The organism is Niastella sp. OAS944 (genome assembly GCA_024809215.1).
GTDB lineage: Bacteria > Bacteroidota > Bacteroidia > Chitinophagales > Chitinophagaceae > Niastella.
Window position 1 is genome coordinate 235454 of the sequence record JANUBW010000008.1, and the last position, 23742, is coordinate 259195.

A 23742-nucleotide genomic window follows, 5' to 3' on the forward strand; every position below is an offset into this window, starting at 1 on the left:
TTCATAACTTAAATTTTTCTTACCTTGAATTACATAACTACTACCTGATTATGACGATTGGAGTTTTAAAAGAACCATCCGAAGAAACCCGCGTATCATTCTTGCCCGAAGTTGTAACTGCCCTCACCAAAAAAGGCATTACTGTACAAATTGAATCGGGCGCCGGTGAAAGAGCATTTCATAACGATGAGGATTATGTTAAAGCCGGCGCTACTATAAAAAGCAGGCAGGAAGTTGTTAATTCATCCGACATATTGGTAGCTATTCACCCATTTGCAGAAGTGGCGAACCTGAATTCAAAGATCGTGATAGGCGTGTACCAGCCATTGTTCAATGTGACGGTGATGCAACAATGGGCTAAACTGGGTATTACTACGTTTAGTTTAGATATGTTGCCGCGTACCACGCGTGCGCAAAGTATGGATGTGTTAAGCTCGCAGGCAAATATTGCAGGCTATAAAGCCGTATTGCTGGCTGCCAATACATACAGCAGATATTTCCCCATGTTTATGACGGCGGCCGGTAGTATAGCGCCGGCAAAAATATTAATACTGGGCGCCGGTGTGGCCGGTTTGCAGGCTATTGCAACCGCCCGTAGGTTAGGTGCAGTTGTTGAAGTATTTGATACAAGACCAGCGGTAAAAGAAGAGGTAATGAGTTTGGGCGCCAAATTTATTGAGGTGGAAGGCGCTGCCGATGCATCTAAAGCCGGTGGTTATGCAGTTGAACAATCGGCCGATTACCAACAGCGCCAGCAACAGCGTATTGCAGAAAGTATTGCCAAAGCCGATATTGTTATTACCACCGCGCAGATCCCGGGTAAAAAAGCACCCATACTTATTTCGGAAGAAATGTTGCAGGCAATGCGCAAAGGATCGGTGGTGATCGATCTGGCAGCAGCAACCGGCGGTAATACACCTGTTACAAAGAATAATCAAACCGTGTTATATAAAGGTGTGCATATAATTGGTAACAGCAATCTCGCTGCCACCATGCCGTCTGACGCCAGCAAATTATACGGCAAAAACCTGTTGAACTTTTTACAACTGATCATTGATAAAGAAGGCAACCTCAACCTTAACTGGAACGATGACCTGGTGAAAGGTTGTTGTATTACTTTCAATGGGGAGGTGGTGCATGATAGAGTGAAGAGCTAACTGTATTTGCTTGTAGCTTACGGCTTAAAGCTTACAGCTGTTTTTAATTTACAAACTTATTATATGGAAGCAATTCTTACCTGGATAGCTGATAATCAGCAAATGATCTACATCGTTATATTGATGATCTTCGTTGGTATTGAGGTCATAGGTCATGTACCCAGTGTGCTGCATACGCCGTTAATGAGTGGCGCCAATGCCATTCATGGTGTGGTTATCATTGGAGCCATTATTGTTATGGGCAAGGCCGAGCAACACAATTATGTGGCGCTTATACTTGGCTTTTTAGCCGTAGTGTTAGGTACACTCAATGTTGTTGGCGGGTTTGTAGTCACTGATAGAATGTTGGAAATGTTTAAAGGAAAGGCAAAAAATTCCAAATCACAAGACCCAAGAACCAAATAAAAATACCAAGAACCAAAAAACAAGAACCAAATAAAAAATACAAAAAAGCAAAATCCAAAAAATAAAGTACAAAATCCCAAACCCAAATAAAGACTAATACAAAGGCTCTGGTCCGGTAAATTCAAGTAATAAAAATTCGAATTTAAAGGGAACAGGGAAATGATAAAAAGCCATATGATTTAGAAGAAAGAACTGCTTTATATGCGGAGAGAATTAGGGATTTCTGTTTGAAACTTCCTAGAAATTTGGTTAATAGTGAATATATATCGCAATTATTATGATCTGGCAGTTCTCCTGGAGCAAATTATATAGAAGCGAATGAATGTATAGGTGATAAAGATTTCCCGCTTGTCGGCGGGAAATTCCAAAAACCAAGAACCAAGATCCAAATAAAAATCGATTCACAATCCTGACTTTTGTATTGTTTGGTTCTTGTTATTTTGTATTTCTTCTTGGTTCTTGCGATTTGGAGTTTGTGATTTCCTTTTTTGGGTTCTTGCAATTTGTATTTTGTGATTTTATTCTTTGGTTCTTGGAACTTGAGATTTGGAATTTAATAATAAATTATGGAATTAAGTATACTAACCCTGTGCTACCTCGTAGGTTCGGTTACGTTTATTATAGGATTGAAAATGTTATCGAACCCAAAAACTGCCCGTAATGGTAATCTGCTGGCGGCGGCAGGTATGGCCATCGCTATTGTGGGAACGATATTCCTGTATGAAGAAGATGGAAAAAAACTGGGCAACTATCCCTGGATCTTTGGCGGCATTCTCATCGGTGGCATTATTGGCACCCTGGCCGCAAAGAAAGTAAAAATGACGGCCATGCCCGAAATGGTGAGCATGTTCAACGGAATGGGCGGCGCCTGTGCAGCCCTTATCTCTGCCGTTGAATTCGATCACTTATATAAAAACTATAAAGGCGATGAATTGTTTGGACTGGCCGAATACGTAGCGGCTGGTCATTACCTTACCATTATTGCAGGGGCAATTATAGGTAGCGTATCTTTTGCCGGTAGCATGATAGCCTGGGGCAAGTTGAGCGGTAAAATTAAAGATATGTCGTTCCGCGGTCAGCATATAGTAAACTTGCTCATGCTGGCGCTTGTGTTAGTAGCGGCAGTAATGACCTACACATATCAAACGAATACGGCACTTATTCTTTTTTATGCAACTGTTGCTTTGTCGCTTGTATACGGGGTAATGTTTGTAATGCCCATTGGCGGGGCCGATATGCCCGTGGTTATTTCCCTGCTGAACTCTTTTACCGGTGTGGCGGCTGCCTGCGGTGGTTTCTTATACAACAACAAGGTGATGTTAACAGGTGGTATACTGGTAGGCGCTGCCGGTACCTTACTCACCATCCTGATGTGTAAGGCCATGAACCGTTCACTGAAAAACGTATTGATCGGTTCGTTTGGCGGCGGCGCTGCTGCCAGTGGCGCTAAAAAAGACCAGGGTGCTTACAAGGAAATTACCCTGAGCGATACGGCGGTGGTAATGAGCTATGCGCATAAAGTAATGATAGTGCCCGGTTATGGTTTGGCGGTTGCCCAGGCGCAACATGCCTGTCATGAACTGGAAAAATTACTCGAGAGCAAAGGCGTGGAAGTAAAATATGCCATACATCCTGTAGCCGGTCGTATGCCCGGGCATATGAACGTGCTGCTGGCCGAAGCCGATGTGAGCTACGACAAGCTGCTTGAAATGGAACAGGCCAACGATGAGTTTTCGACTACTGATGTGGTTTTGATCTTAGGCGCCAACGACGTGGTGAACCCCGCTGCAAAAACCGATCCTTCTTCGCCCATTTATGGTATGCCTATTCTTGATGTGGAGCTGTCGAAAAATGTGATCGTAAACAAACGCAGTATGAAACCCGGTTATGCCGGCATCGAGAACGATCTGTTCTTTCAACCCAAAACCTCCATGCTTTTTGGCGATGCCAAAAAGGTATTGCAGGACCTGATAGGGGAGATCAAGAATTTATAATGCTACAGCCTAAATAGAATAATATTACTTTGTCCCGATATATATCGGGACATTTTTTTGCATGTATGTTTTAGAGTATGATTTTTTGTTAGATTTGAGATAGTCAAAACCCTTTGACCCACTGGTGAATAGATTGCCCCATTTTTAACTTCTGGTAAATTTTAAAAATCAGTACATGAGAAAAATCATTTTTTCTTTAGCAATCCTATTGTCATTATTCACTACTGCAAATGCCCAAAAGTTAATGGGCTTTGCCGATTCAACCGCCACTCAACAGCTTTCATGGGAAAAACAATTTGATGTGCAGCTTTCTGCTGCCAATATGGATACCTGGATGAAGTTCCTTACATCGCACCCGCATCATGTTGGCTCACCACACGATAAAGCAAATGCCGAATACATTGCCGCCCTGTTTAAACAATGGGGGTATAAAACGGAGATCGTAACCTACTATCCATTATTTCCTACGCCAAAGACCAGGGTGCTTGAGTTGTTAGGCAGTAAACCCTATAAGGCAAAATTGCAAGAGCCGTTTTTAAAAGAAGACCGCACATCGGGGCAGCGGGCTGAACAATTACCTACCTACAATGCTTATTCGGCCGATGGAAATGTTACGGCAGAGCTTGTATTTGTAAACCGGGGCATACCGGCCGATTATGAAGAACTGGAGCGTATGGGCGTTGATGTGAAAGGTAAAATAGTGATAGCCAAATATGGCGGTTCATGGCGGGGTATTAAACCAAAAGTTGCTGCAGAACATGGTGCTATAGGTTGTATCATTTACAGCGACCCCGAAGATGATGGTTATGCCCGGGGCGATGTATACCCGCAAGGCGCCTTCCGGCGCAGCGATGGCGTGCAGCGTGGATCGGTAATGGATATGCCTGTATATCCCGGCGACCCGCTTACCCCTGGTATAGGTGCCACCAAAGATGCAAAAAGACTTGAGCAGAAAGATGCCACTACCATAATGAAAATACCGGTGCTGCCCATTTCTTATGAAGATGCATTGCCGCTGTTGCAATCATTGGGCGGGCCCGTTGCGCCGGCCGGTTGGCGGGGTGCATTACCCATTACATATCATGCCGGTCCCAGTAAAGAAAAAGTGCATTTGCAGCTGTCGTTTAGTTGGGACCTAAAGCCTTTGTATAATGTAATTGCCACGCTGCCTGGTTCTCAATTCCCCGATGAATGGGTTATAAGAGGCAATCATCACGATGGCTGGGTAAATGGCGCTGCCGATCCTATTAGCGGCCTCGTTGCTGAAATGGAAGAAGCCCGCGCTATTGGTGAACTGGTAAAAAAAGGATACCGTAACAAACGTACACTGGTGTATTGTGCATGGGATGGCGAAGAGCCCGCCTTACTGGGCTCTACCGAATGGGTTGAAGACCATGCCAGCGAATTGCAACAAAAAGCAGTGGCATACATCAATTCAGATGGGAATAGCCGTGGTTTTATTAATGCAGGTGGTTCACATGCATTGGAGCCGTTCTTCAATGAAGTGGTACGCGATGTTATTGATCCGCAAACCGGCGTGGCCATAAATGAACGCCTGTATGCAAGAACCATTACCGAAACGCCGGAAGCGAACCGCGCAAAAATAATCGGCAACAAAAATGTAAAGCTGAGTGCCCTGGGGTCGGGGTCAGATTACACGCCCTTTTTACAACATCTTGGTATTTCTTCACTCAACCTTGGTTTTGGCGGTGAAGGCAGTGGTGGTGAGTATCACTCTGTTTACGATTCCTATGATCTGTTCTCCCGCTTTAAAGATCCCGGTTTTCATTATGGCGTTGCGCTGTCAAAAACAGCCGGCCGGGTAACTTTGCGGCTGGCCAATGCCGAGGTATTGCCAGTAGATTTCAATAGTTTTTATAAAACCGTGGCCGATTATGCCGCCGACATCAAAACGCTGGCCGATAATATGCGTTCACAAACTGAGATCCAGAATCGCCTGATAAAAGAAAAATTATATGACCTTGCCAGGGATCAAACTAAAACATACCGTGCACCGGAAGTTAAAGAGGCAGTGCCCTTTTTGAATTTCAGTGAACTCGACAATACGCTGGCACAATTAAAAACAAGTGTAGAGGAGTTTCAAAGATTATATATTTCCGCCACCCGGTTACCGGTGGAGAAACAACAACAACTGAATACTATTTTGTATCAGTCGGAAAGGTCATTGTTGCATGAAAAAGGGTTGCCCCGCCGTTCGTGGTACCGGCACCAGGTATATGCACCCGGTTATTATACCGGCTATGGCGTAAAAACGCTGCCGGGCATAAGGGAAGGGGTAGAAGAGCGTAACTGGCAGGAAGCAAGGGAAAGTATTGAAACGGCCACGCGAACCCTGCAGTTGTATAATAAACAGGTGAACGCAGCTATCGCATTATTGAAATAACGTATTCGTTGGGTATTACACTAAATAAGCCCCCTGTGCCGTTATTAGAACTGCACAGGGGGCGTTTGATTGGCGGGAAGGTGTGCAATTAGTTCAGTTGCCTGTAAAAGAACGTGTTACAGCATTGCAGGCGCAAAAAATCTCCATTATCTTAGCAGAAAATCTAGTTAATCGTACTATATGATCACAAAAAGTGCTTCACTCGTAGCTATTGTCCTTTTAATTTCCGGCCAGTTTGCCAAAGCGCAGGACGATGGAAATACATTTTCGAAGGTTGACGACTCTGCTGTAGCTAAACCAAAAAGTAACCTCACTTATGAGTACCAATACCTGAACGACGATCATACCGAGGGTATTGAAAAATCATTCATCTTCGGCAAACTGAAAACTGAGATCCATTTTAAAGAAAAAGGCAAGTTCCAGGCTGCCAAATCATACGATACTAAAACCGGCCGGTTGATAAAAACCGATACTATTGTTGATTTTAAAAAGCTGGTAGGCACCACCACTACCTATTATGCCAATGGGAAACCCAAGGAAATGGAACATCGCGATACCAGTGGGGCCGTTGACCGCTACATGGCAAATTTTGAAAGTGGTAACAGAAGGATCATCATTAGCTACAAAGACGGTAAACGTAATGGTGTAACAACCGAGTATAACCCGAATGGTACTGTGAAAGAGACCGGAAACTACGTAAACGACAAACGCGAGGGTACCTTCAAGTTCTACGATATTCGCGGCCAGTTGATCACTTCAAGAAAATTCAAGGCCGATAAAGTTGTAAAATAGTCACTGTAACGAAAATGCTCTATAGCGAAAGGTCCCCTTCCCAATTAATCGGGAGGGGGATTTCGCATTAATGACATTCTAATACACCTCCCGGGCCCATTAAAACTTCATTAACGCATTATTTCATAGTTTTGCAGGGTGCAGCTTCCTCATCAATTACTTGATTCTTTAACCGGTATCGCGGGCTTCAATAAAGAAGCGTTCGTACAGATACATGAAAGCGGTGAACAGATTACTTCCATTCGGCTGAATCCGGCCAAGGTGCCAATAGGCAATAGGTCCCGCCTTGAAGCGGGAGCAATTGGCAATGGCATCCCTCCGCAATTGCAGGAAAACCTTCTGTCGGCAGCCTCACCAATTCCCTGGTCAACATACGGATACTATTTACCCCAGCGACCGGCGTTTATTTTTGATCCTCTCATACATGCGGGTGCGTATTATGTACAGGAGGCATCGAGTATGTTCCTGGAGCAGGCGCTTACCCAAACAACAGATACCAGCCAGCCATTGCGGGTGCTTGACCTTTGTGCGGCGCCGGGGGGTAAATCGACCCTATTGCAATCGCTCATTGGGCCTGAAAGCCTGCTGGTAAGCAACGAGGTCATTAAATCAAGGGCAGCCATACTGGAAGAAAATAGTATAAAATGGGGCGGCGCCAATGTGATCGTTACCAATGCCGACCCTGCTGCGTTTGCCAAACTGGAGAATTTCTTTGATGTTATCGTTATCGATGCACCCTGCTCGGGTTCGGGCCTGTTCCGGCGTGAACCGGAAGCCATAGGCGAGTGGAGCGAACACAATGTACAGCTGTGTTATCAACGCCAGCAACGCATTCTGGCCGACGTTTTTCCTGCTTTAAAAGAAGGCGGTGTGCTTATTTATTCAACCTGCTCCTATTCGAAGGAAGAGGATGAAAATATGGGCGACTGGCTTATGGATACGTTTTCAGTTAATAGTCTGCCTTTGACCATCGATACCGCATGGGGTATTGTTGAAACACAATCAGACAAACATAAAACGTTTGGTTATCGTTTCTTTCCCAATAAAGTAAAAGGTGAAGGCTTTTTTATTAGCTGTTTTCGCAAAACGGAAGGGGAGGGCAATACTGTACGGCCGCCAAAACGGTCATTACTGCAAAAAGCGTCGAAAAACGAACAGGCCATTATACAACCCTGGTTACAGCAAGGCAATTCAATACAGCTGTGGAAGCAAAAGGAAGACCTGTTTGCATTTCCGCAGCAGCTGGAAAAAGAATTGCTTACTGTTGTAGATAATGTGTATGTGCGCCGGGCGGGTACTGCTATTGGAAAAATAGCTGGTAATGACCTGGTGCCCGATCATGCACTGGCAGTGAGTACCCTGGTGAACGATTCAATTGTTGCAGTATCGTTAAAAAAGGAAGAGGCCATCCAATACCTGCGAAAAGACGAGCTTTCTGTTACTGCTGCGCATAAAGGCTGGACTTTGGTACGGTTTGAGCAGTATAATCTTGGCTGGATAAAGGTTTTACCCAATAGAATAAACAATTATTATCCCCAGGGATGGCGGATATTGAAAAGGATCTCCGATAATACCTATGAACAACCGTAACTGGCGGTGGATAGTTATCCCCGTTGGCGCTAATTAAATAATATTTTACATCTTTGCACGAATACGAAATGCATAACCTATGCTGAAGTTCAAAGGAGTTTTAATCATCGCGTTTCTGTTGTTTACCCAGTTTGTGTGGTCACAATCTGACCTGTCGGTACAGGGTACCTCTCCTGACCTTTATCTGTTGCATACGGTTCAACCTAAGGAAACCTGGTATTCAATTGGCCGTATATACAATGCTTCTGCAAAAGAAATATCCACTCTTAGTGGTGTTACCATGGATAAGTTGAACATTGGCCAGCAATTGAAAGTGCCCCTTTCGGGCCATAATTTTTCACAGGATGGAAAAAAGGGCGCCGATGAGGTTTTTGTTCCCGTTTACCATATTGTAGGTGAGAAAGAATGGATGTACCGCATTAGTCAGAACCATAATAAGATCCCCGTTGAAACGCTTGAAAAATGGAATGGGGTTACCAATGATCATTTGCAGGCCGGAATGAAGCTTATAGTGGGATACCTGAAGGTGAAAACTACACAATCGTCGCTGGCGGCCAGTGGCGTAAAGAAAATAATTACGCCGGTTGCTACTACTGGTGGCACTGCTACCAAACCTGCTACCGAGCAGCCTGTTGTTAAAACAGAAAAGCCGGCCGAAACCAAACCTGCTGAAACAAAGCCAGCAGAAACCAAACCTGCCGAAACAAAAGCACCGGATGTTAAAAAGGAAGAACTGAAGAAAGAAGAGCCTAAAAAAGAAGACAACAAAATAGGTACACCGCCACCGGTTGTAGATGAAAAACCAGAGGGTAGCTATACCGGTTATAAAGGTGGTTACTTTCGTTCGGGCTATAACGGCAGTGGTAAATCAACTGCAGGTAATGCCGGTATTTTCAGAAGCACCAGTGGCTGGAAAGATGGTAAATACTATGCCCTTATGAATAATGTAGCTGTAGGTACTATTGTTAAGATCACCTATACTTCTACCAATAAATCGGTTTTTGCCAAAGTATTGGGTCAATTGCCCGATATGCGTGAAAGCGTTGGATTAACCGTTCGCCTGAGTGATGCAGCGGCTGCTGAGCTGGGTGCAGAAATGGGTAAGTTCTATGTTGATGTAGCTTATTGAGTTTAACGTTCTTAGTACTGTGGGTGGCATTTTGGGGTTAAGTTGCAAATGTGATAATGTGATAATTTGCTAATGTGATAATGAATACAACTTTTTTATAGGCGCTGCGCGCCAACGACAAAGGGGTGTATCGCGTAACGATGCACCCCTTTGTTTTACCCGGAAACTGGTAACCGGTACCCGGCACCTGAAACCTGAAACCTGTTACGGTATCTAAGATCAAGTTGTTCCAATTACAAACGATAGCCTCTAAGGAACTCTTCCACCGTCATCTTCTTCTTTCCTTCCAACTGCAATTCCAAAACATGAATATACCCGTCGGCGGCGGCGAATTTTAAATAGGTTTTGTTATCGGTTTCTATGCTGCCCGGGCTTTTGGGCGAGGCATGCGGCTCTTTCTTTGCCTTATATATTTTCAGGCTTTTGTCGTTTAAAGAGGTGAATGCAGCAGGGTAGGGCGATAATCCCCTGATGAGGTTATGGATAGCTGCAACAGGTTGGTGCCAGTTTATCTTACAAGTTTCGGTAAATAGCTTGGGTGCGTGTTTAAGTTCTGATGTTGGGTTTTCATTGCCGATTGCGGATTGCCGATTGCCGATTGATTGCGGTCTTTCTTCCAGTATACCTTTGGTTAAACCATCAACGGTTTTTACCAGCAGTTGTGCACCTATTTCTTTCATTCTATCGTGCACTTCACCGGCGGTTTCATCATCGCCAATAGGAAAGCTGTCCTGCAACAAAATATCACCGGTATCAATTTCATGTTGCAGCCTAAAGGTGGTAACACCTGTTTCTTTTTCACCATTGATAACGGCCCAGTTAATAGGCGCTGCGCCGCGATATTGTGGCAGCAGGGAACCATGCAGGTTAATTGTGCCCATTGGCGGCATGTTCCAAACCAGTTCGGGCAACATCCGAAAAGCCACTACTATTTGCAGGTCGGCCCGTAAAGCCTTTAATGCTTCCAGAAATTCCGGGTCCTTTAGTTTTACGGGTTGCAGTACCGGCAATTGCTTTTCAACAGCATATTTCTTAACCGCGCTTTCTGTAAGCTTCATGCCCCTGCCGGCGGGTTTATCGGGCGCTGTAATAACTGCTATGATATTGCACCCCGCCTGTACCAGCGCATCGAGCGATGCCACGGCAAATTCAGGCGTTCCCATGAATATGATACGAGGTTTATTATTGATGGTGTTTGTCATGTATGTGGTTGTCCTTTAATGAATTTTGAGACAAATTTCACTAAAAAACTTTTATTGGCTGCCCCAAATTATTCCTGTTACTTTGCTGGCAGGGAATTGGGCTTTTATTTCTTCTCACTTCTGTCAATTTTTTTGACTACTTGAATAGGGTATGTGGGACGGGAGCGTTGATTTTCCTGAAATTATAAAAACACTAAAAAGATAGTAGTATGCAACAAGCAAAAAGCGGCGATACCGTAAAGGTTCATTATCATGGCCGTTTAACAGATGGAACAACTTTCGACTCATCTGCCGGCCGTGAACCCCTGGAGTTTCAGGTTGGAAGCGGAATGGTAATTCCCGGTTTCGATAATGGCGTTGAGGGTATGAAAGTTGGTGAAAAAAAGACCATCCAAATCCCCGTTGCAGAGGCTTATGGCCCCAAAAATCCTGACATGATCGTTGCATTTCCTGTCAGCGAATTTCCTGAAGATATGGAGCTGGAAGTTGGTATGCGTTTAAACATGACCAATTCAGAAGGCGCTGTGATCCCTGTTGTTGTTACTGAAATTGGCGAAGAAAACATAATGCTCGATGCCAACCATCCTTTGGCTGGTGAAGACCTCGTTTTCGATATTGAATTGGTTGAAATTGGTGCTGCACCCAGCCGCATCATTATGCCGTAAATACATGACGTAGGAAGTAAGAAGTATGACGTAAGAAGAGCTTGAATTTTTTTGCCTCATACTTTTTATTTCCTCACTCTAACTCCTACCACTATCTCTTTTCTTTTTCCTTCGTACTTCCTACCTCATACTTCTTACTTCACATACCTATAATCTCACAATTTACCTGGTAACAAGGGGTTCCTTACAGCCCTTCATTTCGTAGTTTTCCCATCTTGACCTACCCAGCTTTTTTTTCTATTTTGGCTGCTTAATTTATACCCTATGATACAAACCACGAAACGCATAGTTACGTGTGCACTATTTGTCTGTTTATCTGGTATGGTTTACGCCCAGGACCAAATCGCCTCTACCACAACTGATCAATCGTTACCTGAATCTGACACAGCCATTGCTACCCGCCATGCACTACGCTTTGCCGATAGTTTGGTGAAAGCTGACTTTTATGTTGACTGGAACACCTACATTAATTTGAGTTGTCCCAGCGCTTATAAGTTCTATGGCGGAAAAGATGGCTTTAAAGAGAACGCTGTTACCATTCACTTTCGCGACGAACCCAAGACCGAAGAAAAGGTGCCTAAGGTGCAAATGCTGCGCATAATGAACGACGGTGTTGAAAAATGGCAATGTGTTATTGAGAAAGTAAGGGAAAAATGGGACGAAAGCCGGGGAAAGGTAAAAATTTATACCTACCTGGTTGGTGAATCAAACGACAATGGCCTTAATTGGGCGTTTGTTGATGTAAGTCATAATTCGATCCAGAACCTTATTTACATTCTGCCTACCATCTTTACCAGCATGGAGATCCCCGAAGGCAAAACTGTATATGTAGACGAAGTTGCTACGCAACAAGCTGCTTTGGAAGCCCAGGCTGCTCAGGCTAAACAACAGGCGGCAAAAAAGAAACCGGTGGTAAAAAAGGCTACGAAATAAGTTAACGAGTTGACGAGTTATAAGTGAATAAGGCGGGTTCCCCTTTAAGGGGAGCTCGCCTTAATAATTATGCGGATTTCTTCTTCCCATACAACCAGCCCAGCCAAATGCCTATCAATCCCCAGCCAACAATGCAATCGGCAAAATAGCCCATCAGGTCAAAGTCCTGGTACCAAATGTGATGCGTATAAGGTACATTGAAGAAAACGATCATGCCAACGAAGAGTGCAGAAATAAGTATGGCAATAAAATTAAGTGAATTCATACGGCTGATGATGGCGCAGAAAAACGCAACGATCAACATATCTACTATCAATCCTCGAACCATATTGGAGCCCATATTCATTTTAAACGACTGGTGATATTGAATGATCGCCCAGGGTTTACCATCCATGGATTTCAGCAGCGCCTCGTGTTGTTCGCTGCTTGCGCCGGCAGGTAGTGCGGGTAAATGTAACTGTTGGTCTTTATTAAGTTGGGAATTTAAAAAGTTCATGATGGTATCCTGTTTGTCGGTATACTGGTAGGCGCTGCCGTGCCAGTCAAGTACCGTCCAGGAAAGGAACTGACACATAAAGAGTATAATGCCGCCAACGATGGCGCCAATGAGGAGTTTTTTCATAATAGCAAGCTTTAGTTTATAAAAAGATAGAAAGATTTGTTCGATTTTACAAATATGTTATTAGCTGGCTTTTATCGTTTTGTCGGCATTCTTTTCGTAGATGAAATAAAGAAAGAGCAAGGTAAGTGCCAGCAGACAGGTAATGATAAACGAACCTTCCAACCCAAACGAACCGCCAGTGACCCACCAGGGGCCTTTAAGGTCGGGCTGTAAGATGCCCTGAAGTGGAAGCCCGCTTACGGTATAGCCCAAAACCGGCCCCTGTATAAAGTTCCAGCTGAAATGAAAGAAAACGGCAAACCAAATATTGCGGGTATAGATGTAGTTGATGCCAAGCAACGCGCCTGCTAACAATAAATTGGCAACGGCCACAGTTGAAATGCCCGGGTTACTGGCATGAGCCAGGGTAAACATGGCCGCCGATACGCCCAGGGCTACCCATTTTTGCAGTGATTGTAACAGGTTGTTCAGAATGTATGCCCTGAAAACTATCTCTTCTATTAAGGCTATCAGGGCCATTAGGATAAACCCTTTTAAAAGATCGCTTGCATTTAGATGTGCTGCTGACCATACAAGATTACCGGTTGCGTGTAACAGCAGGGTGGCCGTTCCCAGCAAGGTAATGCCCAAATTGAACCCGGTAAATGCATCGGCCTGAAAGGGCGACCAGTGAAACCCCATACTTTTCACAGACCGGCGATCGATAAAGCGGCGAAATATGACCGTTAGGGCAATGACCATGATGGCGACAATGCCAACTGTCAGGATGATTGAGCCCAGTTTTTGTTCGGCCAAACCCTTGCCTTCCACAATTGTCAATGAGCCTGTAATTATCAGGTTGCTTACCATTCCTGCCAGTATAGCGCACGAAAAAAAGGCGAACAGGAAAAGTAGCGCGCGCATCCAGCCATGTTTTAGTACTGGCAGTGGGTTGTTAGGGTGCATGAAGGATTTAAGTTGATCGATATTTAGTTATATTGCCAAAAATACAGCTTACATGTTTACTAATTATAGTTTTACGGTGATGGAAAGGTTTTTGCGTTATGTGCAAATTGATACTCAAAGCGATCCGCAGTCAACTTCCTGCCCCTCTACTGAAAAGCAAAAAGACCTGAGCCGGGTGCTGGTACAGGAACTACAGCAAATGGGTTATTCAGATGCGCATCTCGACGATCATGGTTATGTGTATGCTACTATTCCCGGTAATACTAAAAAACAGGTGCCGGTAATTTGTTATTGTTCGCATGTTGATACCGCACCCGATTGCACCGGGGCCGGCGTAAAACCAATAGTGCATATGAACTATGATGGTGGCAATATTGTATTGCCCGATGATCCTTCACAGGTTATTTCGCCTGTTGACCATCCATATTTGTTAAAAAAGAAAGGGGAGAATATTATTACGGCCTCAGGCACTACATTGCTGGGGGCAGATGATAAGGCCGGGGTTGCCGTGATAATGGATATGGCGCATTTTTTTATACAGAACCCCAACGTTCCGCATGGCGATATAAAAATACTGTTTACGCCCGATGAAGAAATTGGCCGTGGGGTTGATAAAGTAGATTTGAAAAAGCTGGGTGCCCAGTTTGGTTATACGCTCGATGCCGGTGAGCGTGGAGCTTATGAAGATGAAACGTTTTCTGCCGATGGCGTTACCATTACCTTTCATGGAGTAAGCGCCCACCCGGGTTATGCAAAAGATAAACTGGTAAACGCCATGAAAGTGGCAGGTGCTTTTTTAGAGTCGCTGCCACAAGATACGTTGTCGCCCGAGACTACCGAAAAACGGGCTGGCTTTGTGCACCCGGTGCGCATCAATGGCATTGCAGAAAAAGTGACACTTGAGTTTATCATCCGCGATTTTATTACCGCAAAGCTGGCTGAATATGAAAACCTGTTAAAAGAAAAACTGGCGGCCACCTTACAACGTTATCCCGGGGCAAAAGCCGATTTTGAAGTGAAAGAGCAATATCGCAATATGAAAGAGGTGCTTGATAAATATCCGCATGTATCCGCATATGCCAAAGAAGCGATTGCGAGGGCAGGGGTACCGTTGATTGAAATGAGCGCCCGTGGCGGTACCGACGGGTCGCGTTTGTCGTTTATGGGTTTGCCATGTCCTAATTTGTTTACCGGCGAAATGGCCTTTCATGGCAAACATGAATATGTAAGTGTGCAGGATATGGAGAAGAGTGTGCAGACGATCGTTCATTTGGCAACTATCTGGGAAGAAAAAAGTTAATTCAATAAGAGACCAGAAGGCAGTAGGAAAGAAGCTTCAGGTTACAGGTTCAAGTTTCAAGGAACGCCCTGTAACCTGCAACTTGTAACCTGTAACCATCTTATATGAAAGTTCCCCTTGTTTTCTGTTTTATCTTTCTTGGCATTCAGGCTTGGTGCCAAAACCTTATTCCCAACGGTGGCTTTGAAGATGAGAATATTTGCACAGAGTATGTCAGGAACTGTGCGCCTGAGGCCTGGATAGCCACTTCGTTACATGCCAATTATTATTTCGATGCTGCCATTATGGAGCACACCGTTGCTGCCCATGGCGGCACCCATTATTTGGGCATCACTGCCGGCAGCCTGGGAATGGTAGGTATTCGTAATTTTGTTCGCTCCCGCCTGTTGTGTGGTTTGCAGGAAGGCCACCAGTATAAACTGGTAATGTTTGTGTATGCCCAAACGCCTGTACTCGATAGTATCGGTGTTTATTTTTCGGAACAGGATTACTTATGCGAGAAAAGATACTTCAGGCATATTGTACCGCAGTTATGGTCAATAGATGGCATGAAGAGGTCGGCAGAGGATACGCGTAACTGGAAAAAGGTAGAGTGGTTGTATACGGCCAATGGTACCGAAGGGTTCATCACTATTGGCAATTACAAACGGATCGATTATAAAGGCATTAATAAAACCGATACGCGTTCTGAATATTACTTCTATGTAGATGATGTGTCGTTGACCCCGGTTGATAGTACCGAACAATTATGCCCACAGGCTGATAGTATAAAGAGCGCCATTTACCTGGAAAACGAACGCCACAGTATTCTTGACCGCAAAATATATGCATTACGGCGCCAGCCGCCACCCATAATACCATTGCCTAAGACCGCTGAGAAGAAATTCAAAATTCAGAAGATCGATACCCTGGTCATTCCCGATATCTTTTTTGCTACAGCCAGTTATGAACTAAGCCCCGTTAGCTTTCATTTACTCGACAGTTTCGCTAATAAAATAACCACTTACCAGGTAGATTCAATGATCGTTGAAGGGCATACCGATAGTATTGGTAAGCTGGCGTATAATGAAAACTTATCGAAGAACCGGGCCATGTCGGTTAAGAATTACCTGGTTAATAAAGTAGCTGATCTAAATGAAAAGAGTGTTACCCGCGGCTTTGCTTATCTGCGGCCGGTAGCAAGTAATAGTACGCCGAAGGGCAGGCAGATGAACAGGCGGGTGGAGATTATTTTGTATAGGGAGGAGTGAGTAGAAAAGTTGACAGGTTAACAAGTTGACGAGTTGACGCGGGAGTTGAAAAGTTGATAGAGGTGATGGAGTTGATACAGGAAATACAGTTCTTAGTTTTCAGATCTTAGTTCAATTATTCGGGGCTACCATTAAAAGCAGACCTCAAATTTCATGAAATCTGTATTCGCTTTAGGCTTTAGGCCTTCAGCTGTATTCCGTATTTGCTTATCGCTTACAGCTTGCAGCTTATAGCTGTATTTTGTATTTGCCTTACGCTTTAGGCTTTCAGCTTTCAGCTGTATCTATAAAGCAAAAAGCCATCCCGGTAACCGGAATGGCTTTTTTATAATCACACTATTGACGGACTATTGCTTCAATACTGTTTTGCTAAATATATCTGAACCATTCTTGTAAACCACATGATAAAGACCGTTTGTAAGACCACTCATATCTACATTTGATATTACTGCATTCGCCGACAAACGAATATCTCTTATAAGTTGACCGGCAGCGCCGAGGATCTGTATGTGAGTGTTAGTGCCTGCTTTAGGATGCTGAATCATCACTGAAGTTTTAACCGGGTTGGGCGACAACGAAATGCTGGAGATCAGTTTGGCCTTTACACTAACAATATAGCTGTATTTATAAGTACCGTTTATATCAACCATTTTCAGTCTGTAATAACTGTTGTCTGAAGATTGCGCATCAATAAAGCTGTAGGCTTTCAGGTTAGCAGCTTTTACTGTGCCTATAGCAGTGAAGTTTTTGCCATCGGTGCTTTTCTCGATCACATAACTTGCAACGCCATTTTCGTCGGCTGTATTCCAAGCCAGTTTGGTGCTAAGGCCTTCTTCGCTGGCGTTAAAGCTGGTGAGTTGAACGGGCAGTGGAGCACCCTGAGGAGCAAGCGCTACCCAGGCAGCGGCTGAATTATCGCCGGAGCTTACACGAAAACCATCAAAAGCAGCGGCTGCGGACCCGGTACCACTTTGCCAGATGCGCAAAGCATTCAATTCGTCGCCATAGGCAACTTCGCCTACGTTCAATTGTCGTGCGCCTGTTGTACCATCAGCTGCAATAGCTGGTGATGGCTCTGCAGCCGGAGAAGGGTTTACAAATAAATAAGCATCGTCGTTTCCTGCTCCGGCCTGAACATCATAACGTATAACTATGAAGTAGGTAGTATTGTACTGAAAGTCGAAGTTGGTGTACTCAGGTGCGGTGCTTCCGGTAGCTATGCCAAACGCAATACTAGCTCCGTTACCTTGTTGTTCTTCTATATAAAACTTTAATGGATAGTTTGTGTTTGCGGTATTTTCAAGCGATATTGCCTGAACGGGGTTTTGGTTGCCTTCGGGTGCACTGCTTACCCGTACTAAAAAGCTAACATAAATAACTTTATTCGTAGTTGCAGTTGTAGCAATAGATAAAGAAAATGCTTTGCGTGGGTCGGTACCATCAACTCTGGCAATGGTTGCATATTGAGTGCCGGCGGTATAAACAGGATACATTAATGGAGTTGCATTAGCTACTTGAACGTCCTGGCCGGTGCCGAGTTGTACCCATCCTCCCTGACTCGGGTTGCTAAGGTTACCGTTTGTATAACCGGTAAAGTTTTCATTAATAACCAACTGCGCATGTACAGTAAGGGCAAGAATTGACAGGGTAACAAAAGAGTAGATCTTCTTCATTTAATTTTGATTTAGGCATGAATAATTTGGGTTGTGGCCCCAGAGGAATTGGAGGAAATGCTTTTCTGTTACACGTAGCAGTAAAAGCTATAATCAGAGGTCTTCAAAAGGAAGGATGGAATGAAAAAGTTTGACTACGGAAGTTGTGATTTCTACTGTGGAGTTTCGAAGGATTGACTTAGATGTAAGCTGGGGTAAAAGTATAACCAATTTTTTCTATATGCAAGTAAATGGTTGTTTTCTTGATATAAATCAAATTTGAACTAATAAGTAGGTGAAAAGCTGACGGCGGTCATAAAAATCGGTGACGGCGGTAATGGAAATGAAGATGGCGACCATGAAAACAAAGCTGCCCGTCATTAATTTCAGGGTTCCCAAAAATGAGATCATGGTGGCGATAATGAAAACCTTTGTAGCCACAATGGTTTCAAAATTTCAAATAATAAATTCATTATGGCGACAATTGAAAGCATTATAGCTATAATGAAAACAAAGATGGCTATCATGAAAACACTTGTAGCTATAATGAATTCAAAATTTCAAAAAATGAATTCATTATGGCTATAATTGAAACAAAAATGGCAATAATGAAAACAAAGATGGTTATCATGAAAACACTTGCAGCTATAATGAATTCAAAATTTCAAAAAATGAATTCATTATGGCTATAATTGAAACAAAAATGGCAATAATGAAAACAAAGATGTTTATCATGAAGACACTTGTAGCTATAATGAATTCAAAATTTCAAATAATGAATTCATTATGACCATCATTGAAACAATTACAGCTATAATGAATTCAAAAAAAGGTGTTATTGAAACACTTTAGGCGGCCCTGAAAAGGAAGGTCTGAGGAATGTTTTTACTTCTAACTCCATTAAAATCAATGTAAAAGAAAACCAGCGTTCCCGCACCGGTTTTTTAACTAATTTAGAAGTATCCCATTGTCAACCTATCTATGAAGCTAATTAGTCAATTCGTTCCCTCCTTTTCCATGGCGTTATTTACCATGTATGCCAGCTATTCCCAAAACCTGGTAGCCAATGGAAGTTTTGAAGATGCCAACCTTTGTACCGAGTTCCATAAATACTGTGCACCCGAAGCCTGGGTGGCTACCTCGGGCCAGGCCAATTATTATTTTGGCGATATGTCCATTGCCTACGATGGTTTTCACTATGTTGGTTTAGCAGCTGGCTGCGTAAACAAACGGGGTGTTCGCAATTTTGTACGCACACAATTGTTATGTGGTTTGCGCAAGGGCAAACAATACATGCTTGAGTTTTATGTAAGCGCCACCAATAAAGTGCTGGATAGTATTGGCGTGTATTTTTCGCCCGAAGATTATTTGTACGAAAAAAGAAGCTTTCGCGATATACAACCTGCATTCTGGTATGTGCGCAGCGGCGCCGCTTTAACCCAGTCACCTGCTAAATGGCAAAAAGTGGTTACTGTTTATACGGCCACCGGTAATGAAGCTTATATGACCATCGGTATGTTTAAAAGGGCTGATTATACCGGCTCCATAAAACCCGATTTTCAGGATGAATATCTGTTTCTGCTCGATAAAGTTTCGTTAACGCCGGTTGATGTCAATGAAAGAATTTGTACCAATGCCGATCTTGAAAAACTACGTATCTATAAAGACGACGACCGGCACGACCGGCTTGAAAAAAGGATCGACAATTATTTAAAGAACCCGCCGGTTCCGCGGCCAAAATTGAACCTCACCCGTATACCCACAGTACAGCATGTTGACACACTTATTATACCGGATATTTATTTTGTAAGTGCCAGCTATGAGCTTTCAAAAAAAAGCAATGAATTGCTCGATAGCTTTGCCCGCAAACTAACCGGCTTGCTCGATTCGGTTGTGGTAACCGGCCATACAGATAGCGTTGGCAATTTGGAATACAACAAGGAATTATCGCAAAACCGTGCTGTTGCAGTAAAGCAATACCTGATGACCAAAGTGCCATCGCTGGGTGTAAGCTTTGTTGCAAGAGGATATGCTTATCTAATGCCTGTTGCCAGTAACAGATCCCAGTCGGGAAGAAAGAGGAACAGGCGGGTAGAGATCTTTGTTTATAGAAGGGATTAAGGAAATAGTTTTTTCTTTATCGATTGCATTATAAGAATGGCATGTTCCCTGCTATTCTCAATAAACCAAACATGGGTGTTCATACCACCGCATACAACGCCGGCCAGGTAAATATTGGGTAAATTGGTTTCCATGGTCTCGGGGTTATAGGTAGGTTGCAGCACTTCATCCTGCGACAACTGTACGCCCACCTGTTGTAAGAAATCACAATGCGGCTGGTAGCCCGTCATGGCAATTACATAATCATTTTCTATTGTTATTAATCCATTGGGCGTTTGAATATCCACTTCTTTTTCGCGAATAGCCACCAGCGAAGAATTTGTATACGCTGTAATGCTTCCTTCTTTAATGCGGTTCTCAATATCGGGCTTTACCCAATACTTTACCCGTTTGCCAATACCTTCATGGCGAATGACCATAGTTACCTCAGCTCCTTTACGCCAGGTTTCCAATGCTGCATCAACTGCCGAGTTATTGGCCCCCACTACCAGTACTTTTTGCATGGCATAAAAATGCGGGTCTTTATAGTAATGCACTACTTTGGACAGGTCTTCGCCGGGTATGTTCATCATTACCGGAATATCGTAAAAACCGGTAGCTATTACCACAAAGGTGGCGGTGTAGGTTTGTTTATTGCTAACCACCTGGTACTTGCTGTTGTGGGCTGCAATGGCGGTTACTTCTTCCTGTAAATGTATATTGAGTTTATGGCTGGTGGCCACCCGGCGGTAATATTCCAGGGCCTCGGGCCGGGTAGGTTTTATATTATTGCTTACAAAGGGAATGCCGCCAATCTCCAGTTTTTCTGAAGTAGAAAAAAAGGTCATGTTGATCGGATAATTATATAAGGAATTTGTAAGACAGCCTTTTTCGAGAATGCAATACTGTAAACCTGCTTTTTGAGCTTCCAGGGCACAGGCAAGGCCAATAGGTCCACCGCCAACGATTATGATGTCGAATTGATTGGTTGAGTTCATTTTTTCAAAGATAACCCTTAGTTATTTTAGTTCATTTGTTATTAGTTTTAACACCGTGTTTCATAGGTTTGAGTTACAGGTTTCAGGGTACAGGTTACATGGAATAAAAAATATATGCCGCAATCTCTACTCTGGAGAGGCCGTACCTCGCAAAGCGAGGCAAGCCCTGCAACTTTGTAACATGCAACCTGCAACAGGCCTCTTTTAATGTTACAAACATTCCCATTTGCATATTTGCTTATTTTCCCGTTACTTTCATTAAAATTTAATTCTTATGGAATTTTTAGCGTCCTATTGGTGGGTCATTGTTATAGTACTCATCTTGTTTGCCGGTTTAAAAACTATTAACCAGGGTTTCATAGGAGTTGTTACCCGGTTTGGGAAATACCAACGCGTTTTGAACCCTGGCCTGAATTTAATAGTACCTTTTCTGGACCAGATCAGCCGTAAGGTAAGTGTTCAGAACCGTTCGGTAGAAATGGAGTTCCAGGCGGTAACAGCCGATCAGGCCAATGTGTATTTTAAAAGCATGTTGTTGTATGCGGTTCAGAATGCAAATGAAGAAACTATTAAGAAGGTAGCGTTTAAGTTCCTGAGCGAGCGCGATCTTATGCAGGCGCTTACGCGAACCATTGAAGGCACCATTCGTTCATTTGTGGCCACCAAACGCCAGGCCGAGATCCTGGGGTTACGTAAAGAAATAGTAGAATATGTGAAAGAACAAATAGACCACCTGCTGGAAGAATGGGGGTATCACCTGCTCGATCTGCAGATAAATGATATTACGTTCGATAAACAAATTATGGACAGTATGAGCAAGGTGGTTGCCAGTAATAACCTGAAGGCCGCCGCGGAGAACGAAGGCCAGGCCCTGCTGATCACTAAAACAAAAGCAGCAGAAGCAGAAGGTAATTCTATTAAAATTGCGGCTGAGGCTGAACGTGTTGCTGCCCAATTGCGCGGTCAGGGTGTGGCGTTGTTCCGTGAAGAAGTTGCCCGTGGTATGAGTCAGGCTGCTGAGCAAATGAAACAGGCCAACCTCGATACAAACGTGATCCTGTTCAGTATGTGGACGGAAGCCATTAAGAACTTTGCCGAAGTAGGTAAGGGGAACGTCATTTTCCTTGATGGCAGCAGTGAAAGCATGCAGCGCAATATGCAGCAAATTATGGCCATGATGCAAATGAAAGGGGAGAACAACCAGAGCAGGAATTAACGTTTAGTTGGCTATACGATTTTGACTATCAGGTAATTCAATTAGCAAACTTTTAAGAAATATTAAATCGTTCGATTCGTTTTAGGCACACTATTGCCTACATTTACACCACTAAAACACTTGATGGATGAATTGGTTTTTTTTACAAGTTACCAATCCTGCTACCCCCGCCGCCGACTCAGTACATGCAGCCGCCACAACGGCTGCACAGGGCGAACAAACAATGAATGTGATGGACCTGCTTTCACATGGCGGTCCGCTCATGATACCCCTGGGATTGCTGTTCGTGCTGGCAGTATTCTTCTTTTTTGAAAGGCTTATTGCCATTAAAAAGGCAAGCCGTATTGACCCTAACTTCATGTATATAATACGTGATAACGTGATCAGCGGTAATTTAACTGCTGCCCGGTCAATGGCCAAGAATACACAAAACCCGGTAGCCCGTATTATTGATAAAGGCCTGCAACGGGTTGGTAAAAGAATAGAGGAAATAGAAAAGAGCATGGAGAATGTAGGTAAGATAGAGGTGTATAAAATGGAACGAAACCTGTCGGTATTGTCGCTGGTATATGGAATAGCGCCCATGTTTGGGTTTTTGGGTACCATCTTTGGTATGTTGCAGTTGTTCTATAATATCAATGCATCGGGCGAATTTACCCCGGCGCAAATTGCAGGTGGTATTTATACCAAAATGATCACTTCTGCCGCAGGTTTGATCATTGGCTTGCTGGCCTATGTAGGTTATAACTTCCTGAATGCGCAGATCGACAAGACTGTGAACCGTATGGAAGTGGCCACGGCCGAGTTCCTCGATATTTTACAGGAACCTACGAGATAATTAACCTGATATTTAAACATTCTACAAATGAATCTAAGAAGAAGAGGAAAAGGTCACCAGGAACTGCATGCAGGAGCGTTGAACGACATCCTGTTCATCCTGTTGTTCTTCTTTCTTATAGTTTCTACGCTGGCCAATCCGAATGTGATCAAATTATCGCAGCCAAAAGCCAAAAGCGACACCAAGGCCAAACAAACGGTGATTGTTAATATTAAACCCAGCGGTGAATATATCATCAATGGTAAACAGATCACTATTGAAGAAATGAAGGCGTTTATGGAGCCCTATGTGCAGAAAGATTCAACCCAGGCAACGATAGCCATCAATGCCGATAAAACGGTGCCGCTGGAGAATGTAGTGGCTGTTATGCGGGTTGCAAGAGATTTAGGCGCACGATCAACCTTGTTAGTAGATACGAAACTGAAGTAACAGCCCCACTCCCAATTGTTGGAGAACGTTATTATAGCCCACAGTAACTTACTGGTTGCTGTGGGTTTTTTATTTATCTTCCTTCCCTTAAAGCCCTTTCCAAATAATCCTGTATTTCATT

20 protein-coding genes are annotated in these 23742 nt (G+C 43.7%); 15 read left to right on the plus strand and 5 right to left on the minus strand.

All coding sequences use genetic code 11. The features are described from left to right. Positions 1-50 precede the first annotated feature (50 nt). The 7 genes from GGD38_RS27415 (at position 51) to GGD38_RS27445 (ending at position 9471) form a co-directional block, all read left to right on the plus strand. Positions 51-1157, plus strand: a complete 1107-nt coding sequence (locus GGD38_RS27415; RefSeq protein ID WP_375303069.1) for a Re/Si-specific NAD(P)(+) transhydrogenase subunit alpha — start codon at positions 51-53, stop codon at positions 1155-1157. Positions 1158-1220: 63 nt separating this feature from the next. Then, positions 1221-1562: an NAD(P) transhydrogenase subunit alpha gene (locus tag GGD38_RS27420; protein WP_375303068.1), complete on the plus strand. Its 342-nt coding sequence runs from the start codon at positions 1221-1223 to the stop codon at positions 1560-1562. Between the two features lie 566 nt (positions 1563-2128). After that, positions 2129-3556, plus strand: coding sequence for an NAD(P)(+) transhydrogenase (Re/Si-specific) subunit beta (locus GGD38_RS27425; RefSeq protein ID WP_375303067.1), 1428 nt, complete (start codon positions 2129-2131; stop codon positions 3554-3556). 175 nt (positions 3557-3731) lie between these two features. After that, on the plus strand, positions 3732-5960 hold the full coding sequence (locus GGD38_RS27430; protein ID WP_375303066.1) for a transferrin receptor-like dimerization domain-containing protein: 2229 nt from the start codon (positions 3732-3734) through the stop codon (positions 5958-5960). A gap of 180 nt (positions 5961-6140) precedes the next feature. Beyond that, the gene (locus tag GGD38_RS27435; RefSeq protein ID WP_375303065.1) at positions 6141-6752 is read left to right on the plus strand and encodes a toxin-antitoxin system YwqK family antitoxin; all 612 of its coding nucleotides are present in this window, start codon (positions 6141-6143) and stop codon (positions 6750-6752) included. Positions 6753-6890: 138 nt separating this feature from the next. After that, positions 6891-8342, plus strand: coding sequence for an RNA methyltransferase (locus GGD38_RS27440; protein ID WP_375303064.1), 1452 nt, complete (start codon positions 6891-6893; stop codon positions 8340-8342). 79 nt (positions 8343-8421) lie between these two features. Continuing rightward, complete coding sequence (locus GGD38_RS27445) at positions 8422-9471, plus strand: LysM peptidoglycan-binding domain-containing protein (RefSeq protein WP_375303063.1); 1050 nt, start codon at positions 8422-8424, stop codon at positions 9469-9471. A gap of 233 nt (positions 9472-9704) precedes the next feature. Here GGD38_RS27445 and fmt read toward each other — a convergent pair whose 3' ends face one another. Beyond that, positions 9705-10673 (minus strand): methionyl-tRNA formyltransferase, encoded by a 969-nt coding sequence (fmt, locus tag GGD38_RS27450; RefSeq protein ID WP_375303062.1) that lies wholly within the window; start codon positions 10671-10673, stop codon positions 9705-9707. Positions 10674-10882: 209 nt separating this feature from the next. Here fmt and GGD38_RS27455 point away from each other — a divergent pair, with 209 nt between their 5' ends. Next, positions 10883-11338, plus strand: a complete 456-nt coding sequence (locus GGD38_RS27455; protein WP_375303061.1) for a peptidylprolyl isomerase — start codon at positions 10883-10885, stop codon at positions 11336-11338. A 264-nt stretch (positions 11339-11602) separates the two neighbouring features. Then, positions 11603-12271 (plus strand): hypothetical protein, encoded by a 669-nt coding sequence (locus tag GGD38_RS27460; protein WP_375303060.1) that lies wholly within the window; start codon positions 11603-11605, stop codon positions 12269-12271. A gap of 67 nt (positions 12272-12338) precedes the next feature. On the opposite strand, the gene GGD38_RS27465 is transcribed toward GGD38_RS27460, so the two are convergent. After that, the gene (locus GGD38_RS27465; RefSeq protein ID WP_375303059.1) at positions 12339-12893 is read right to left on the minus strand and encodes a hypothetical protein; all 555 of its coding nucleotides are present in this window, start codon (positions 12891-12893) and stop codon (positions 12339-12341) included. Between the two features lie 60 nt (positions 12894-12953). Then, the gene (locus GGD38_RS27470; RefSeq protein WP_375303058.1) at positions 12954-13796 is read right to left on the minus strand and encodes a lysostaphin resistance A-like protein; all 843 of its coding nucleotides are present in this window, start codon (positions 13794-13796) and stop codon (positions 12954-12956) included. Positions 13797-13890: 94 nt separating this feature from the next. Between GGD38_RS27470 and pepT the strand changes: the two genes are divergently transcribed. Further along, positions 13891-15138 carry a peptidase T gene (gene pepT / locus GGD38_RS27475; RefSeq protein WP_375303057.1) on the plus strand — a complete coding sequence of 416 codons (1248 nt, stop codon included), beginning with the start codon at positions 13891-13893 and terminating at the stop codon, positions 15136-15138. 104 nt (positions 15139-15242) lie between these two features. Further along, entirely contained in the window at positions 15243-16388 is a 1146-nt protein-coding gene (locus GGD38_RS27480; RefSeq protein ID WP_375303056.1) for an OmpA family protein, read from the plus strand. A gap of 347 nt (positions 16389-16735) precedes the next feature. Here the strand turns inward: GGD38_RS27480 and GGD38_RS27485 are convergent, their stop codons facing one another. Next, complete coding sequence (locus GGD38_RS27485) at positions 16736-18061, minus strand: T9SS type A sorting domain-containing protein (RefSeq protein WP_375303055.1); 1326 nt, start codon at positions 18059-18061, stop codon at positions 16736-16738. Positions 18062-19021: 960 nt separating this feature from the next. Here GGD38_RS27485 and GGD38_RS27490 point away from each other — a divergent pair. Next, positions 19022-20161, plus strand: a complete 1140-nt coding sequence (locus tag GGD38_RS27490) for an OmpA family protein (RefSeq protein ID WP_375303053.1) — start codon at positions 19022-19024, stop codon at positions 20159-20161. Here the strand turns inward: GGD38_RS27490 and GGD38_RS27495 are convergent. Then, positions 20158-21138 (minus strand): YpdA family putative bacillithiol disulfide reductase, encoded by a 981-nt coding sequence (locus GGD38_RS27495; RefSeq protein ID WP_375303052.1) that lies wholly within the window; start codon positions 21136-21138, stop codon positions 20158-20160. The genes GGD38_RS27490 and GGD38_RS27495 overlap by 4 nt on opposite strands. A gap of 274 nt (positions 21139-21412) precedes the next feature. On the opposite strand from GGD38_RS27495, the gene GGD38_RS27500 reads away from it, so the two are divergent. The 3 genes from GGD38_RS27500 to GGD38_RS27510 all read left to right on the plus strand — a co-directional run bounded on the left by GGD38_RS27500 (position 21413) and on the right by GGD38_RS27510 (position 23621). Then, positions 21413-22354, plus strand: coding sequence for an SPFH domain-containing protein (locus GGD38_RS27500; protein ID WP_375303051.1), 942 nt, complete (start codon positions 21413-21415; stop codon positions 22352-22354). 127 nt (positions 22355-22481) lie between these two features. After that, positions 22482-23192 carry a MotA/TolQ/ExbB proton channel family protein gene (locus GGD38_RS27505; RefSeq protein ID WP_375303050.1) on the plus strand — a complete coding sequence of 237 codons (711 nt, stop codon included), beginning with the start codon at positions 22482-22484 and terminating at the stop codon, positions 23190-23192. A gap of 27 nt (positions 23193-23219) precedes the next feature. Further along, positions 23220-23621 (plus strand): ExbD/TolR family protein, encoded by a 402-nt coding sequence (locus GGD38_RS27510; RefSeq protein WP_375303049.1) that lies wholly within the window; start codon positions 23220-23222, stop codon positions 23619-23621. Positions 23622-23742 lie beyond the last annotated feature (121 nt).